Source organism: Cytobacillus sp. ABV4_503 (assembly GCF_056158445.1).
The window spans coordinates 945,291-961,088 of the sequence record NZ_JBSWTH010000001.1 but is presented as its reverse complement, the minus strand read 5'-3'; the positions used below and the strand labels follow the sequence as shown (position 1 = coordinate 961,088).

Genomic DNA, 15,798 nt, shown 5'->3' with positions numbered 1-15,798 from the left:
CTCAATTATTCTTTTTTCTGCCAAATTTTTCTGACGAAAATCAAGTAAAACAGCGTCGGCATTGGTGCCTGAATTAAACCAATAATTCCCCATAGCCAATAATTGTGGCCGTGCTTTCTAGCATCCAGGAATAGGAAGGTACTCTGTGCAATTAAGATGATCCCCACAGCAATCAGCAAAGGGAGGGAAATTTCTTCGCTGCTCATGTGCCATTCACCTGCTTAACAATGCTGACTGTACTATAAGCCATAATAAAAACAGTAACAATTCCCTGCAGAATAAAAAAAGCAGCTGGAACCTGATACAGCATGAATAATACAGAAGTTACAATGAAGAGTGCTGCAACAGTGAAGATAGCTAAGTCCTTGATCAATTCCCTTTTCATCGACTGTTTTTGCTCTGCAACTAAGTGTTCAAAAAATTGCAGATCAGGTGTATAAACCGGGACATTTTCTTCCAGCGATTCCAATCCGTCTTCTATCTTCTTTACAGCAGCCAGAAAATTCTCATCTTGATGATCTTGTTCGAGCTGCAGTACTTTCCTGTTTGCCATGAAGCTTCAACTCCTCTCTTACAGACATGATTCCATTGTGCACTCTTGACTTGACAGTGCCTGAAGATATCTTCATCATTTCTCCTATTTCCTCATATGAGTAGCCATAATAATGTTTAAGAACGATAGGTATCCTTATCCCGTCTTTTAATTTCCCCAAAGCCGATAAGGCATCATTCCATTCTTCATTTCGGCTTTCAAGATGCCATTTCATTCGTCTGGATACTTCTTCCTCTGCTTTCCAGTTCCTCTCTCTTTTCGATTTTCGCTTCTGATCAATATACAAATTCGTGGCAATGGAAATCAACCAGGAAGAAAATTTCGATTTGCCATTGAACAGGCCGATTTTTTCAACACATTTGGCCATTGTTTCCTGGGCAAGCTCTTCAGCTGCATCAGGATTCATAGTAATTTTAATTAAGTATTTAACCAGAAAGGGATAGTTATTTTTAAAAAGCATGGCAAAAGCGAGCTGATCTCCTCGTTTAGCGCTTATTAAAAGGTCTTTCTCCTCCATCAGCTTCTTTCCTCTCTTCACTATCATCCCATTGTTAACTATTTATTTCACTCATAAGACGCTCAAGAGATGAAAACGTTCATATTTATTTTTAAATTTTTTTCATACATAAAAAGCCCCTATATTAGGGACTTTTAGTCTTTTATTACATTATACTGCACCAGTTTGTTCCAAAGAATGTGCTTCACTGCTTTTTTCTGACTTTTTCGTCAATCTTGGAAGGACAAGGCTGTAAAAAACACCAACAAGTGCTAAACAGCCGCCTACCATCCAATAAAGCATTTCTACTTTGAGGAGTCCAGGAAAGCTGACAGCAATAAATCCGAGTGTTAAGGATTGGGAAAGCATCATCAGCGGGCTTATCCATCCCTGTACCCTTCCCATCATCTTCGGATCAACAATGCTAGGCATCCAGCCGCCAATGGCAATGTTCACTAAAGGAAGTCCAAATGCTGCAGCAAATAATAAAGAAAGGAAAATGAACGTGTTTTCTGCAAAAGAGGCAGCAATGATGAAACTTCCGGATAACAATAATCCGGCAATGATCAGCTGATAAAGTTTGAATTTTTGAGTAAGCAAAGAGGCAGCAAAGCTGCCAATCAGAACGCCAATCCCAAAGGTTATTCCAAGCAGGACTGAATATTCCTCATAGGCGTGCGGCTCCAGCTTATATTTCAGCATAAAAATTGGCATTATGGAAAACCCGCCGTTTACCACTCCGAAAACGAAGAAACCAACAAGCAAGGAAGATAATAACTTGTGCTTTAGAATATATTTCATTCCAAGATTAAAGTCCCTGAGGACAATCGCGATATTTAAGTCTTTAAGATTATGGCCGCCATTCGGCAGGCGGACTTCTTCGGGTATACGGCAGGATCTTATTAATAATGCACTAATGATAAAGGTAAGAGCATCAGTCATAATGGCGCCGTATACTCCCACTGTCCAGTATACAAAAATGCCAAGGCCATTTCCGAACAGCATAAAAAGACTCATCACAACCTGGTTTAGACCCGCTGCAGTGGTATAATCTTCGCTTTGCAATATTCCTTGAATCATTGCATGCTCAGCGGGAAAGAAGAATTTCTGGATTGCACTCCTCAGGAACAATACTGTAAATACCAGCGGCATCCAGCCTATGATAACAGTCAGCAAAAGTACAATTGATAATAATGAGCTGATCCAGTCACAATAATAAGCAATTTTCTGGCGATCCATCCTATCGGCAAACACTCCAACTAAAAAAAACACCGCCAGAGTCGGAACAGAGAACATCAATTCAGTTAATGTAGCATAAAAAGGCTGATCCGAGAAACGGTCAAGCAAATAAAACATGAATGCAGTTAAACCAATCGTGCTGCCCATCTGAGAAGTAAAGTTAGCGAAAAACAATTTAACATAGTTGGCATTTTGAAAGATTTCTTTGAATTTTTTCATCCCTTTTACCTCAGTTTCCCGGTTTATATCACCAGTTTAAATAGTGACAAACGATTGATTAAGCGGCTCCTGATGGTTTTTATCTCCTTCTCGAGACTGAAAGTGCCTCAATCCCGATATATTTAACGACTTAAAAAAGGTAATTATTCACACTTTGATTCACGATGGTTTACGGTTCAGATTACATGGGTAAATCTCTAGTACAACCACATCATTAATCGATCAATATATAAAATACTTTTTGAAAGGGAGATTTATAAAATGAAAGAAATTATTTCTACCAATGTTTTAGTCCAAAATAGGTTCACAATGAAGAAAATGCTTGAAATTTATCAAGGAGCAAAACAATTTGAAGGCACTACATACCTCTACAGCAAACACAAAGCTGTGGATGCCTCAAACCTGTCTAAATTAGTGTCTTTCCTATTAACAGTGAAGCCGCAGACGACCCTAAAGATCATTGTTGAAGGAAATGAAGTTCAGAAGCATCTGGAAGACATCAAAGAAATGTGCAGCAACCATGTTTCAGTGCTGCGCATGTCAGAAAAACGCTTAATCAATTCCGCTGAAACATTTCAGCTATAAATGACCATTTTATTGCAAAGTGATTGGAGTGAAGATAGATGATACGTACAATTTTTATGGTAGTTGGAGCGATTGTGGTAATTGGCGCGATAATCAGCTGGTTATTCTAAATAATTTCTATAAAAAAAGGCCGAATGGCCTTTTTTTATTTATATGCAATGGCAATTGGCTGATAAAAACCAGATTCTTCAGGGTGAAGCCATTTTACCTGCCGGAAACCAGCTTCCAGCAGCAGCTGCTTTAGGTCCTCCCTTTTATAGGCCCTATACTGGGAATTTCTTTCCGACACATCCCAGGTTCCGTCTTTTTCCGCCATTGTGAAATGCCGCAAATCATATACGTCAGAATTTTGATGCCAATCCCACAGCTGAAAGGTTATGGTATTTTTCCTTCTTGCAGGCAAGGTAGACGAAGGCCTTTCTTTATGTATTTCATCGTAATTTCTGGTAGAAAAAAGAAAAATGCCTTCCTGGCTGAGGGAACAGTATACCTCCTTAAGTGCCTCTAGGCAATCCTTATCGGTAATGAGGTGCGGCAAGGCGTTATCCATAGAGATGATTGCTTGAAAAGAATCGCTGCTTACAGATGACAATGCCCTCATATCTGCCTGAAAAAATTGGATGTTCAGGTGTCTCAGTTCCGCTTCCCTTATTGCCCTTTCGATAGACTTTCCGCTAATGTCAGACGCTGTTATTTTATATCCTTTTTTAGCTAGTCCTAAAGCCTGGGTTCCAATGCCGCAGGAACAATCCAAAATAGATGAGGATTTTTTTATGCCCTCTGCCGTTAATAAATTATCCAGCACCTCTCCCTGTCTGGCAATGGAACAATCCCAGTCCTCAAAAATCAAGTGATAATCTCCTGCTAATTCATCATAAAATTTTTCTGCCATGACGGCCCACCTCCTAAAAAAAGAGTACAGATTTTCACTGTACTCCTTACGTGTATATTGTTAATCATCCTCTTTTTCTTTATCTTTCTTTTTATCTTTTTCCTTCTCTTTCTCTTTGCCTTTTTCCTTCCCTTTATTCCATTTATCTTTCCATTTTTCCTTTTCTTTTTCAATTTTTTCTTTTATCTTCGCTGTTTCTTTTCTAATGTTTTCCTCCCATGCTTTTCTTTGCTGCTCCCTTTGCCTCTGTTCCATCAGGCCAGCAATTTGAGGGACATTAAATGATTCTGCTTCCTGGTTTTTTAGGGCTTCTCCCATGATTTCGCGGAATATTGGAGCCGTGCCTTCACTGCTGGAGGTTGTAAGATAGTTTTTTGCATCTGTCTTATCGTGGCCAACCCACACAGCACCTACCAGCTGTGGTGTATAGCCGACAAACCATTGGTCTTTAACGCCATCTATGCCTTCAATGGTCATTTGTGTACTTCCTGTCTTCCCGGCAACTTCTCTGCCGGGTATTTGGGCAGCCTTCCCTGTACCATGCTGAACTACCCCAAGAAGCATGGTTGTCACTTTATCTGCAACATCCTTTGATATGACTCTTGTGTTTTCACCTTTCCATTCTGCAACTGTCTCCCCATCTTTATCAACTATTTTTGTAATGGAGTGGGCTTCCGGCCTTTCACCGCCATTTGCAAACACAGCATATGCTTGAGCCATAGTTAGAGGAGAAACACCTTCATTTGTACCCCCAAGGGCGAGTGCCAGATTTTGATTGATGGCAGCTTCAGGTATGCCAAATCTCTTCGCGGCATCCACTCCTTTTTCCACGCCAATCTCATCCAAAAGCCATACAGCAGGAACATTCAAAGAATCCTTGACTGCTTCATACATCGGCACATTTCCCCGGAACTGGCCATTATAGTTATTTGGCTCATAATCTTTGCCAAATGTCATTCTCTCATCCTTAAGTTCATCCGTAATTTCCCAACCCGATTCCAGTGCCGCTGTGTACGGTACAATCGGCTTCATTGTTGATCCAGGCTGGCCAACTTTGTGAACAGCACGGTTATGGCCCAGAAGGGTATGTTCGCCTCTTCCCCCTGCAAGGGCACGGATTCCGCCATTCTGGGGATCCAGAAGTATGGCTCCGCTTTGCACTGGCTGATCTCCCGTACCTTTAGGGAATAATTGATCATTTTTATACGTTTCTTCTACACTGCCCTGCATATCCTGATCAAGCTCTGTGTAAATTTGATAACCGTTACTAAGAAGATCATCAAGGGAAATATTATACTTATTTATAGCTTCTTCAAGAACAACATCAACATAGTAAGGGTATTTCCCTTTAAGAGGATCTCCCCCGCCGTCTTCAAAAACAAGCTTTTCATTTTTAGCTTTTTCCCATTCTTTTTCTGAAATAAAGCTGTATTCCTTCATGCGATCAAGCACGAGGTTTCTTCTTTCAATTGCTTTCTCTTTATTTTGGTAAGGATTGATCGCTGAAGGGGCTTTAACCAGCCCAGCAAGCAGTGCTGCTTCGCTAATTGAAAGATCCTCCACATCCTTTGCATAGTATTTCATCGCTGCACGCTTTATGCCCCAGGCACCTTCTCCAAAATAAACCTGGTTTAAATACATCTGAAGAATTTCGTCTTTGCTGTATTCTTTTTCTATCTCAAGCGCAAGGAAAAATTCTTCCAGCTTCCTTTTATATGTTTTCTCTGCAGACAATAAGGCGTTTTTAGTCAGCTGCTGGGTAAGCGTACTGCCCCCCTCAACAATTCCGCCTGCCTTCAGATTTGTATAAAAGGCTCTGCCTATACCTTTTAAATCAATTCCTCCATGATCATAAAAACGGTGGTCTTCAATGGCAATAACCGCATTCTTCATATGATCAGGAATTTGATCAATTGAAATGCCTTCATTTTTATTTGCCGAGATCTTGCTGGCTACTTCCCCATCAGCGTCATAAATGACTGTAGATTGTGCCAGCCCTGCTTCAAGTGCACTTATATCCGCATCCTTGTATGAAAAATAAACGAAGCTTAAGAAAGCCAAGACTAATGTAGATGCAAGCAATATGGATACCTGTGTCAGGTGCAGCTTTTTCCAAGTTGACTGAAACTTTTTAATAACTGAAGTTCTCTTTCTCATATTTCCTCCAATACCTCTTGCTGAAATATCATTTTGCTGGTTTAACGGCAGCCTCTAGACTATACCGATATCAGCATACCTGCAAAGAATATGTTTTCATATAGTATTTTGTTCCCAGCTAAAAACTATAATTCTCCCAGACATATACATGTACCCAAAAACTCAAATTATTTATCATCTTTTGTACATTTAATTTTTAGTCTTTATTACCCGGAATTTACTTTCCAGATTAAAAGATGACAAAACTCCCAATGCGGCATCAATGAAAAAAAGCAATCGTTGACCGAATGCTTTTTGATAAGATGGAATTTTTGCAGACGCTTGGAACTCGGGTGCTTCATTGCATTCCATATGAGCTTGCCTCATTTTTATTAATACTAGAATCTACGAAGCAATATCGTTTTTTGTGGGGGTATGCACAAATTTTTCAGGAACCCTTTGATTTACAATGATTGACTTCTTGCAATAAAGGGTATATGACGAATAAGTTTCCTTACCTTAAGAAGGGGTGAACTATTATGTTCTTTGAAAAAATTGTAGTTGGCTATGATGATACAGATGGAAGCAGACAGGCATTAAATATGGCAATCGAATTGGTTAAGCAGCATCCTGAAACCCAGCTTCTGATTACACAAGTCTTTGAGGAGACAATTGAAAATGTTCCCATAAGCAATGAGAAAGCAATAGAGCCTGTAAGGACAAATGGCTATCTGCTGGAAGGAATTCAAATACCGCCCCTGCCGGTATATCATGATGAATCCTCAGCAACGACTCACGCAAGAGTGAAACATAGTGTTGACAATACTTTTTTTAATGCAAGGGAAATTCTTGAACCGTATAACATTAATGTAAAGTTCGATGTTATAGAAGGAAGTCTCGCTGACAGCATATCTGAATATGCAGCTGCCGAAAATGCCGATTTAATTATAGTGGGGAGCTCAGGCAAAGGCGGAATTAAAAAGATGTTCCTTGGGAGCACCAGTTCAAAAATTGCCAAAAATGCTCCTTGCCCAGTGCTTATAGCTAAAGATAAGGAAAATCCGCAAATCCCCTAAAACAGGAAAGCAGCCCGCCGGCTGCTTTCTTATAATTAATAGAATACACCTATTACTGAAGGCCTTTATTCTCTGCAGCCAGCTCCTCAAACCGTTCTTTAGAAGATGCTTCATCAAAACTGCTGTAAATTCTAAAATGGTCCTGATCAATAATCCTGTAATGCTGGCTGATGATATTCTGCTGAAGGATCAAACCGTTGCTTCTCTTCAATTCCCGCCACCAGAGCTTTCCGCCAAGAGTCTTTTCCTTCCTATAATCGATTCCCTCTCTTGCAATAGTCTCCAGAACTTCAAGGGGTTCGTTTCCAAACAGAAATCGGACTGTTTCCGTTTCCCTGAATAAGGCACATACAGCCACCACAGTCGACCATCCTGCTTCTGCCCGCCCTTTCTCAATTTGAACCAGTGTCTTCTTTGAAACACCAATAATTTCCGCCATCTTATCCTGTGTGTATCCTGCTTCTGTACGGATAAGACGGATCTTATCTGAAACTTTCAGTATAATTTCATCTCTAGTCAATGCAGCTTCATTCCCTTTTCATTGTTGGTGTAAATTTACACCTGTTACTATATTATAAAAGAAATAGTGACAATTTTACAAATAAAAAACTGCCTTGTTATTTAAATATACCAATTGTCACAAAAAAATGACTGTGCTTTTTGTCACAAGTATGGCCATAATCCATAGGGTAAAATTACTGTTATTTTCCATTAAATTAACAGAGGATTTTGCCGTAATCTATCGAAATCTATGGGATAACTGTTTTAATGTGAAAAAGTGGAGGGTAAAATGACGATTGAAACAAATAATGCCATATTGGAACTTCTGCTAACGGAAAAAGAAGACCTTTTAAGTGAATGGAATGAAAAAATCCTCATTAATAAGGATGATCCTTTTAAAGATAAAATCAAAGATAATGGCAACGCCATGTTCCAATTAATTATTCAATTTTTGATAAAAGACGGCGATGAACTTGAAGAATATATTCAGAAACTTGCCTACTCTGTGGCTGAGCAGCGAGTGAAAGCAGAAATTAATATTGGAGACTTTGTTTATAATGTCAACTTGGGGAGAACAATCGTTCTCGATATATTGAATCGTTCCGAAATACATTTTCATGAACTGCAAAGACAGTACGAACGAATCGGTTATTGCTTCGATAAATTCTTATACCACGCTGTTTCCAGATACACGGATGCAAAAGATCAGATCATAAAGGAAAAGACACAATTTATCGATTCGACCCATAAAGATAGATTGACGCTACTCGGCCAGATGACTTCCAGCTTTATTCATGAATTCAGAAATCCGCTTACATCTGTACAGGGGTTTATCCAGCTGTTAAAGTCCGAAAATCCCACCATGAAATATTTGGACATCATATCAAATGAACTGGAGCAGCTGAATTTTAGAATTTCACAATTTTTGCTTCTCTCAAAAAAGGAACTGATTGGAAAAGAGAAAATCACTTTCTCTCTAAATGAATTAATAGATGAAGTCCTGATATTTTTATACCCCAGTATTCTGGATGGAAAGGTTAAGATTCTACAGGATATGAACGAAGATATATATTTGAATGGCTATGCTGATGAAATCCGTCAAGTATTTATCAATATTATCTTCAATGCCATTGATGTGCTTACTCAGTACCGCAGTGACCCTGTCATTCATATTAAAAGCAAATGGACTCCAGAAGGACACATAAAGCTTGATATTGCTAACAATGGGCCTAGAATTCCAGAGCATCTCGTCAGTTCCATTTTCGAACCGTTTGTTACAACAAAAACACTTGGAACAGGGCTGGGTTTATTTGTATGCAGAGAGATAATTGAAAAACATCAAGGGACACTGACCTGTGATACAGAGTCGGATTGGACCGTTTTCAGCATAATCCTGCCAACTGAAAAACAGACAAAAGGCAAAGGCTGACTCCAAATTGAGGAGCAGCTTTTTTATATTACTGGCTGAAAAGCTTTCATGATTTTAACCAAAAATATATATTTTTATTTTATTTCAGATTATTATTAATATATTTACTGATTATTGGAGGAGATTGCCCCATGTTTTCCTTAAAAGCAGATGAAGATATAGAATTGCAATTGTTCCAGCTGCATCATTCAGAAGAGCTTTTCAACCTGGTGGACACAAACCGCAGTCATTTAAGAGAATGGCTTCCATGGGTAGATAATATGGCTTCACCTGTACAATATCACTCTATTATTCCAATATGGCTGAAACAGTTTGCAGATAACAACGGCTTTAATGCAGGTATCCGTTATCAGGGAAAACTTGCAGGCTCTATTGGTTTTCACCAGATCGACTGGAATAACAGACAAACCAGCATTGGGTATTACCTTGCAAAGGATTTTGAGGGAAGCGGAATTATGACACGAAGTGTGCAAGCCATGATTAATCATGCTTTCTTTGATTTAAGACTGAACAGAATCGAAATACGGTGCGGGATCAGAAATGGAAAAAGCCGCGCGATACCGGAGAGACTCGGCTTTCGTCAGGAAGGAATCATCCGGGATGGAGAGTACCTTTATAATCGATATCACGACCTTGCCGTATATGGACTTCTGGCAAGAGAATGGAATTATTGAAAAGAAAAGCCGATGGCGCCTGGAGCTAGACAGTTATCTACCTTCAGAATTTATACGTTTCACTTTCGAAAAAGCCTGCCTTCAGGCTTTTTTATTATTTACTGGTTACCTTCCTCCTAATTAAGGGTACTTTCTTATTAAAGAAATCCTTTATTCCAGGTTTATTTGTAAAATTCATGAATAAGGGAAAAGTACTTATAATAAAGGAGGTGCCGGCTCCTTACATATCGTGTAAGGATTTTATATGATCACCCTTAACCTATTTTTATTATTTCTCTTAATTGCATTAACTGCTTTTTTTGTTGCATCTGAATTTGCCATTGTTAAAGTCCGGACTTCACGTATTGACCAGCTTATTATGGAGGGAAATGCTAAAGCCCGTTCAGCAAAACAAGTTATAAGCAGTCTGGATGAATACTTATCTGCCTGTCAGCTTGGGATTACGATTACAGCACTGGGCCTCGGCTGGCTTGGTGAACCGACTATTGAGAGGCTGCTCCATCCCCTATTTGAAAGCATTAACTTACAGGCTTCCATAACTCATATCCTCTCTTTTGTTATTGCTTTTTCTGTTGTGACATTTCTTCATGTGGTTATTGGAGAACTGGCGCCAAAAACCTTTGCCATACAAAAAGCAGAGGCAATAACGTTATCTTTTTCAAAACCATTAATAGTATTTTACAGGATTATGTATCCATTTATTTGGATTTTAAATGGTTCAGCAAGAATTATCACAGGGTTATTTGGACTGAAGCCTATTTCAGAAAGTGAAATGGCCCATTCAGAGGAAGAGCTGCGGATTATCCTATCTGAAAGCTTAAAGAGCGGAGAAATCAATCCATCAGAATACCAGTATGTAGATCGAATTTTTGAGTTTGACAATAGAATTGCTAAAGAGATAATGGTTCCTCGAACCGAGATCGTTACCCTTCCGGAAGATTCATCATTGGCAGAAACCCTGGATCTCATATTGAATGAGCGATACACCAGATATCCTGTTACGGCGGGTGATAAAGATAATATTCTGGGGATTATTAATGTAAAGGAAATCTTAACAGACTGCGTTAGAAAAAAGTGTGAAGGCAAACACCCTTTACGGCAATATATTAAACCTGTCATCAGGGTGATTGAAACCATTCCCATTCACGACTTGCTCCTAAGAATGCAAAAAGAGCGGTCCCATATGGCAATTCTCCTTGATGAGTACGGCGGAACAGCTGGAGTGGTCACAGCTGAAGATATCCTCGAAGAAATTGTAGGCGAAATTCGAGACGAATTTGATGCCGATGAACTTCCGCTTGTTCAAAAGTCCGGAGAAAATCATTATATCCTGGATGCAAAGCTGCTGATTTCAGAAGCAAATGACCTCCTGGGAACTTCATTATCTGATGATGATGTAGACACAATCGGAGGCTGGATAATGACGCAGAAGTATGATGTGATTCAAGGAGACTTTATTGAAGAAGAAGGATTCAGATTTATTATTAAGGACAAGGAAGGGCACCATATTTCCTATATTGAAGTTGTGAAAATATAACCTGCATTTTTAATGACCGGGAGCGATTTTCTTGCTCCTGGTTTTTGTTCGCCTTCGAGCTTCTTATGCTGAAGCAGTCATCTGCCTGTCAGAATCTGCCTTACCTTCTGATTGTGTAAGTCAAAATGATGCAAACCGGGCACCTTAAAAAAATTAATTTTTCCGAATCTTTTTACTTCATATTTTATGCATAATTTCATAAAATAAATGTAACCCTTTTTCAAAACTACAACGTTTGACTGTATGGTTTGTGCTAACGTATAATTGATTCTAACTATATCTCTTGATGGAAAAGCACATTTTCATGAGATATAAGTATTCAAAACAGAGGTGATATGATGGGGCTTACTATCGTATCGGCGAATTAGCCAATATTGCTAATGTTTCTAAAAGAACTATAGATTACTACACTAGCATTGGCCTAATAAAAGCGAAACGCTCAAAATCAAATTATCGCATATACTCAGAAGAAGTATTGTCTGATTTAAGATTCATTGAGGAATGCAAACTGCTGCATTTTCCGCTTGAAGAGATTAAGAGAAAACTAGAAATGAAAACGAAAAGGGAGATTCAGACAGGGGAAGTTGAAAAGCATATTAACGCAGTCACATTGCAGATTAAACAGCTTCATCAGGAAATAGCAGTTCTCATGCCGCTTATTAATACACTGGATGATGAACAGAAAGATGGATTTTCCAAGAAGCTGACTATTGAAAGCACTGCGTTGCTCCGTTCTCTTTCCGACTTAACCAGCTGATCCCATTTTTCACAAAATCAGGAGGTGACACCCTGCCCGTTTAGGCGGGATAAGGGGAACTTATTTGGACATATTAAACTTGGTTTTTATAGCCATTTTAATTGCTTTAACGGCTTTTTTCGTTACATCGGAATTTGCCATTGTTAAAATACGAAGTTCCAGGATTGATCAGCTAATTGAAGAAGGCAATAAAAATGCAATTGCTGCGAAGAAAGTCATTTCGAATTTGGATGAATACCTTTCAGCCTGCCAGCTGGGGATTACCATTACAGCCCTCGGCCTTGGCTGGCTGGGTGAACCGACAATTGAACACCTGCTGCGGCCAGTGATCAACAGTATCGGATTGCCCTCTTCCATTTCGCATATTATCTCATTCAGCATTGCTTTTGCTTTTATCACATTCCTGCACGTAGTTGTGGGGGAATTGGCTCCAAAAACCCTGGCGATACAAAAGGCAGAAGCGGTTACACTCTTAACAACACGTCCTTTAATCTGGTTTTACCGGGTTATGTATCCGATTATCTGGGCGCTGAATGGTTCTGCCCGCCTATTGACCAGCATGTTTGGATTAAAGCCTGCTTCTGAACACGAACTGGCACATTCTGAAGAAGAACTTCGCATTATTTTATCAGAAAGCTATGAAAGCGGCGAAATCAACCAATCTGAGTTTAAGTATGTAAATAAAATCTTTGAGTTTGATAATCGCATCGCGAAAGAAATAATGGTTCCGCGTACAGAAATTGTCTCTCTCTCAAAAGATGATACACTTGAAGACTTCCTGCAAATCGTTCAGGAAGAGAAATTCACACGATATCCCATTATAGATGGAGATAAAGATCATATCATTGGCATGGTCAATATTAAAGAAGTCATGACAGATCTCATTATGAACAGGGAATTATCATCAAGCACCCTTGAATCTTACATTCGTCCCATCATCAGGGTCATTGACAGCATACCTATCCATGAGCTGCTGCTTAAAATGCAGAAAGAACGCATTCACATGGCCATCTTAATGGATGAATACGGCGGAACCTCAGGCTTAGTCACTGTTGAGGATATCATTGAAGAGATTGTTGGTGAAATCCGTGATGAGTTCGATATGGATGAAGTGCCCATGGTCAGAAAGACGGAAGAAGGCCAATATATCATCGATTCCAAAGTTCTTGTCAGCGAAGTTAACGACTTGCTGGGTACCGATATCAATGATGAAGATGTCGATACCATCGGCGGATGGATATTGACTGAAAACTACGAAGCCAAACAAGGCGACATGATTGAACACGAAAAATACCGGTTCAAAATTCTGGATATGGAAGAACACCATATTAAGTATATTGAAGTAACAGCAGTACCAGAAACAGAAGAGCCGGCACCCGCAAAAGAAGTGCCTTTTACTGAAACAGAGGTATTGTCATAAATGATTAAAAGGAACAGCCTATCAGAGTGCTGTTCCTTTTTTGCCTTATTGCAAAGATTGTTTTTTCCGGGGAAACCTAATCGTAAATTTAGTCCCTTCCCCTCTATCACTGCTGACAGCAATCTCTCCGCTGTGCAGCTGAACAAGCTGTTTAACAATGGAAAGCCCAATGCCAAATTCACCAAATGAATGATTGGTCCTGGATAGATCAGCTTTATAAAAACGCAGCCAGATTGACTCGATTTCTTGAGGATCGATGCCAATTCCCGTGTCTTCTATTTCGATCACTGTTTGGTCAGGATCTTCCCTTCCCCTTAAAAAGATGGAGCCTTGATCGGTGAATTGTATGCTATTCTTTACAATATTAACTAAGATTTGAATAAGCCGGTCATAATCTGCATGAACTGAAACCCCTTCTTCAGCCTCAAGATAAATCCTGTTGCCTTTTTCTCCTGCCTGAATTTCCAGCTGGTCCTTAACAATTTCAAAGGCTTCCATGAGATCAATATCCATTTTATTCAGCTGCAGCTGATTGGACCGGATCTTTTCATAATCCAGATTTTCGTTTACCAGACGAATAAGTCTCTTTGCTTCCCTGTCAATCAGGACCATCCCTTTTTCTTTTTCCGCCTCCGGGATCAGCCCCCCTTTAATGCCTTCAGCCAAACCGCTGATGGTGGTCAAAGGAGTCCGCAGCTCGTGCGAGACATCAGCAATGAATTTCCTCCTTCTATTCTCCAGTCTTTTAATTTCTTCATTAGATTCCCTCAATCTGGCTGCCATATCGTTAAAGTCTTTAGCCAGTTCGCCGATTTCATCCATATAGGTGTATGGAACATTTACATCATAATTCCCGGATGAAATCATAGAAGCAGCATTCCTGAGGTCCGTTATCCTCTTGATCAGATTTTTAGAGAGAACCAGGCTTAACAGGATGGTCGCAGAGAGCGAAATAAAAATAGTATATAATAAAAATCGATTTAATTGGCTGACAACCTCCATAGCTCCAGTTATAGGAGACAGAAGCAAAACTCCGCCAACCAGAGTGCTCCCCTGCATATAAGGCATTGCAACCAGAGTCACCTCTTGGCCAAAGCGTTCTATATCATGTTTTACAGTTACTTTACTTCCTTTCGAAATTTCTGCCCACTCAGATTTGGTCAGCTGAATCATCGGATCTGATTTAAGCTCCGGATACAAGACCCTCCCTTTATGATCAAAGAGAATATATTTTATATTCCTTGCATCGAGCAGCTGGCTGTATTCTGTTAAAAATTGTTCATCCCCCTCTATCCTGACTGTTAAATCAGTCAGGATCTGTTCCCCATAGGAATCGAGCTCTTCCACTTTATTTTCAAAAATATAATTCTCAACAAACTGGGAGAAAAGAAGGCTTAATAGCAGGAATGCCAGAATGAGGATGCTGACATGGCTAATCAGCAGCTGATAAAAATATTTAACTTTCATTTTCAGCTGCCGTTTCATCAAATTTATAGCCCACGCCCCATACCGTATGGATAAAAGGCTGCTCATCCGTACCTATTTTTTTCCTGAGCCTTTTTATATGTACATCGACCGTTCTTTCATCTCCATAAAACTGATAACCCCATACACTATCAAGCAGCTGCTCTCTTGTAAAAACCTGTTTTGGATGTTTTACAAGATAATACAGCAAGTCAAATTCCTTTGGGGTCAAATTCTTGAGAAGCTGCCCATTGCAATAGGCCTCTCTGGCATCTTTGCTGATTTTGAAGTATTCACTGGCAACATAGTGTGGGTCATCCACTGATCCAGCTTCAGCCTGAAACCTGCGTGTTACCGCTTTGATCCTGGCCATTAGCGTCAGGGGACTGAATGGCTTGGTCACATAATCATCAGCACCCATTTCAAGTCCCAGAACCTGATCGGACTCGCTATCTTTAGCCGTCAGCATAATGATCGGGACCTTGCTCAATTCCCTTATTTTACGGCAGAGAGTCACTCCATCCATGACAGGAAGCATCCAGTCGACGATAATTAAGTCCCATCTTTCTTTATTAAAATGCTCAAACCCCTGCTGTCCATCATGGACAAAGACTCCCTGGTATCCTTCTTTCATAAAGAACATCCCAAGCATTGAACAGACACTTTCATTATCTTCCACAACAAGTATTTTCATTTTCCCATCACCGTCCCCGAACAGTCTTCTTTTCTTAATGTAATCGAAATGAGTGTTTTTTTTCAATGAATATCTCTGTCCTTAATGTTTTCGTGAAAAAGATAGCCAATTTTATTCATGCTTTCG

At 39.7% G+C, this 15,798-nt stretch carries 16 protein-coding genes; 7 read left to right on the top strand and 9 right to left on the bottom strand.

The features are described 5' to 3' along the window. Positions 1–5 precede the first annotated feature (5 nt). The 4 genes from ACXAD1_RS04955 to ACXAD1_RS04940 form a co-directional block, all read right to left on the bottom strand. Positions 6–206 carry a sigma-Y antisigma factor component gene (locus tag ACXAD1_RS04955; RefSeq protein WP_206834940.1) on the bottom strand — a complete coding sequence of 67 codons (201 nt, stop codon included), beginning with the start codon at positions 204–206 and terminating at the stop codon, positions 6–8. Then, a complete protein-coding gene (locus ACXAD1_RS04950) occupies positions 203–553 on the bottom strand; it encodes a YxlC family protein (protein ID WP_370225167.1) in 351 nt (116 codons plus the stop codon). The genes ACXAD1_RS04955 and ACXAD1_RS04950 overlap by 4 nt, the downstream gene beginning before the upstream one ends. Further along, complete coding sequence (sigY, locus tag ACXAD1_RS04945; protein WP_474909593.1) at positions 507–1,070, bottom strand: RNA polymerase sigma factor SigY; 564 nt, start codon at positions 1,068–1,070, stop codon at positions 507–509. The genes ACXAD1_RS04950 and sigY overlap by 47 nt, the downstream gene beginning before the upstream one ends. Before the next feature lie 150 nt (positions 1,071–1,220). Beyond that, on the bottom strand, positions 1,221–2,507 hold the full coding sequence (locus tag ACXAD1_RS04940; protein ID WP_474909592.1) for an MFS transporter: 1,287 nt from the start codon (positions 2,505–2,507) through the stop codon (positions 1,221–1,223). 261 nt (positions 2,508–2,768) lie between these two features. Between ACXAD1_RS04940 and ACXAD1_RS04935 the strand changes: the two genes are divergently transcribed. After that, positions 2,769–3,092: an HPr family phosphocarrier protein gene (locus ACXAD1_RS04935; RefSeq protein ID WP_206834930.1), complete on the top strand. Its 324-nt coding sequence runs from the start codon at positions 2,769–2,771 to the stop codon at positions 3,090–3,092. A 145-nt stretch (positions 3,093–3,237) separates the two neighbouring features. Here ACXAD1_RS04935 and ACXAD1_RS04930 read toward each other — a convergent pair whose 3' ends face one another. Together ACXAD1_RS04930 and ACXAD1_RS04925 are read right to left on the bottom strand one after the other, a co-directional pair. After that, positions 3,238–3,984, bottom strand: a complete 747-nt coding sequence (locus ACXAD1_RS04930) for a class I SAM-dependent methyltransferase (RefSeq protein ID WP_474909591.1) — start codon at positions 3,982–3,984, stop codon at positions 3,238–3,240. A 60-nt stretch (positions 3,985–4,044) separates the two neighbouring features. Further along, the gene (locus tag ACXAD1_RS04925; RefSeq protein ID WP_206834924.1) at positions 4,045–6,141 is read right to left on the bottom strand and encodes a transglycosylase domain-containing protein; all 2,097 of its coding nucleotides are present in this window, start codon (positions 6,139–6,141) and stop codon (positions 4,045–4,047) included. Between the two features lie 518 nt (positions 6,142–6,659). Between ACXAD1_RS04925 and ACXAD1_RS04920 the strand changes: the two genes are divergently transcribed. Beyond that, positions 6,660–7,196: a universal stress protein gene (locus ACXAD1_RS04920; RefSeq protein ID WP_206834920.1), complete on the top strand. Its 537-nt coding sequence runs from the start codon at positions 6,660–6,662 to the stop codon at positions 7,194–7,196. Positions 7,197–7,248: 52 nt separating this feature from the next. Here ACXAD1_RS04920 and ACXAD1_RS04915 read toward each other — a convergent pair whose 3' ends face one another. Beyond that, entirely contained in the window at positions 7,249–7,716 is a 468-nt protein-coding gene (locus ACXAD1_RS04915; protein WP_009331481.1) for a helix-turn-helix transcriptional regulator, read from the bottom strand. A gap of 270 nt (positions 7,717–7,986) precedes the next feature. On the opposite strand from ACXAD1_RS04915, the gene ACXAD1_RS04910 reads away from it, so the two are divergent. The 5 genes from ACXAD1_RS04910 to ACXAD1_RS04890 all read left to right on the top strand — a co-directional run bounded on the left by ACXAD1_RS04910 (position 7,987) and on the right by ACXAD1_RS04890 (position 13,514). After that, positions 7,987–9,126: a histidine kinase N-terminal domain-containing protein gene (locus ACXAD1_RS04910; protein WP_206834917.1), complete on the top strand. Its 1,140-nt coding sequence runs from the start codon at positions 7,987–7,989 to the stop codon at positions 9,124–9,126. Positions 9,127–9,257: 131 nt separating this feature from the next. After that, complete coding sequence (locus ACXAD1_RS04905) at positions 9,258–9,800, top strand: GNAT family N-acetyltransferase (RefSeq protein WP_206834913.1); 543 nt, start codon at positions 9,258–9,260, stop codon at positions 9,798–9,800. A 244-nt stretch (positions 9,801–10,044) separates the two neighbouring features. After that, positions 10,045–11,337 carry a hemolysin family protein gene (locus tag ACXAD1_RS04900; protein WP_370224430.1) on the top strand — a complete coding sequence of 431 codons (1,293 nt, stop codon included), beginning with the start codon at positions 10,045–10,047 and terminating at the stop codon, positions 11,335–11,337. 355 nt (positions 11,338–11,692) lie between these two features. After that, a complete protein-coding gene (locus ACXAD1_RS04895; protein ID WP_264737409.1) occupies positions 11,693–12,094 on the top strand; it encodes a MerR family transcriptional regulator in 402 nt (133 codons plus the stop codon). Positions 12,095–12,158: 64 nt separating this feature from the next. Further along, positions 12,159–13,514 (top strand): hemolysin family protein, encoded by a 1,356-nt coding sequence (locus ACXAD1_RS04890; protein ID WP_370221841.1) that lies wholly within the window; start codon positions 12,159–12,161, stop codon positions 13,512–13,514. 45 nt (positions 13,515–13,559) lie between these two features. Here ACXAD1_RS04890 and ACXAD1_RS04885 read toward each other — a convergent pair whose 3' ends face one another. Together ACXAD1_RS04885 and ACXAD1_RS04880 are read right to left on the bottom strand one after the other, a co-directional pair. Beyond that, positions 13,560–14,981 (bottom strand): sensor histidine kinase, encoded by a 1,422-nt coding sequence (locus ACXAD1_RS04885; RefSeq protein WP_206834905.1) that lies wholly within the window; start codon positions 14,979–14,981, stop codon positions 13,560–13,562. Further along, positions 14,971–15,672, bottom strand: coding sequence for a response regulator transcription factor (locus ACXAD1_RS04880; RefSeq protein ID WP_206834903.1), 702 nt, complete (start codon positions 15,670–15,672; stop codon positions 14,971–14,973). The genes ACXAD1_RS04885 and ACXAD1_RS04880 overlap by 11 nt, the downstream gene beginning before the upstream one ends. Between the last annotated feature and the right edge of the window lie 126 nt (positions 15,673–15,798).

What these genes read in the sequence shown, in the direction of transcription:
- ACXAD1_RS04955 (WP_206834940.1), bottom strand. Translation starts at nt 206, where the DNA reads ATGAGCAGCGAAGAAATTTCCCTCCCTTTGCTGATTGCTGTGGGGATC.
- ACXAD1_RS04950 (WP_370225167.1), bottom strand. Translation starts at nt 553, where the DNA reads ATGGCAAACAGGAAAGTACTGCAGCTCGAACAAGATCATCAAGATGAG.
- sigY (WP_474909593.1), bottom strand. Translation starts at nt 1,070, where the DNA reads ATGGAGGAGAAAGACCTTTTAATAAGCGCTAAACGAGGAGATCAGCTC.
- ACXAD1_RS04940 (WP_474909592.1), bottom strand. Translation starts at nt 2,507, where the DNA reads ATGAAAAAATTCAAAGAAATCTTTCAAAATGCCAACTATGTTAAATTG.
- ACXAD1_RS04935 (WP_206834930.1), top strand. Translation starts at nt 2,769, where the DNA reads ATGAAAGAAATTATTTCTACCAATGTTTTAGTCCAAAATAGGTTCACA.
- ACXAD1_RS04930 (WP_474909591.1), bottom strand. Translation starts at nt 3,984, where the DNA reads ATGGCAGAAAAATTTTATGATGAATTAGCAGGAGATTATCACTTGATT.
- ACXAD1_RS04925 (WP_206834924.1), bottom strand. Translation starts at nt 6,141, where the DNA reads ATGAGAAAGAGAACTTCAGTTATTAAAAAGTTTCAGTCAACTTGGAAA.
- ACXAD1_RS04920 (WP_206834920.1), top strand. Translation starts at nt 6,660, where the DNA reads ATGTTCTTTGAAAAAATTGTAGTTGGCTATGATGATACAGATGGAAGC.
- ACXAD1_RS04910 (WP_206834917.1), top strand. Translation starts at nt 7,987, where the DNA reads ATGACGATTGAAACAAATAATGCCATATTGGAACTTCTGCTAACGGAA.
- ACXAD1_RS04905 (WP_206834913.1), top strand. Translation starts at nt 9,258, where the DNA reads ATGTTTTCCTTAAAAGCAGATGAAGATATAGAATTGCAATTGTTCCAG.
- ACXAD1_RS04900 (WP_370224430.1), top strand. Translation starts at nt 10,045, where the DNA reads ATGATCACCCTTAACCTATTTTTATTATTTCTCTTAATTGCATTAACT.
- ACXAD1_RS04885 (WP_206834905.1), bottom strand. Translation starts at nt 14,981, where the DNA reads ATGAAAGTTAAATATTTTTATCAGCTGCTGATTAGCCATGTCAGCATC.
- ACXAD1_RS04880 (WP_206834903.1), bottom strand. Translation starts at nt 15,672, where the DNA reads ATGAAAATACTTGTTGTGGAAGATAATGAAAGTGTCTGTTCAATGCTT.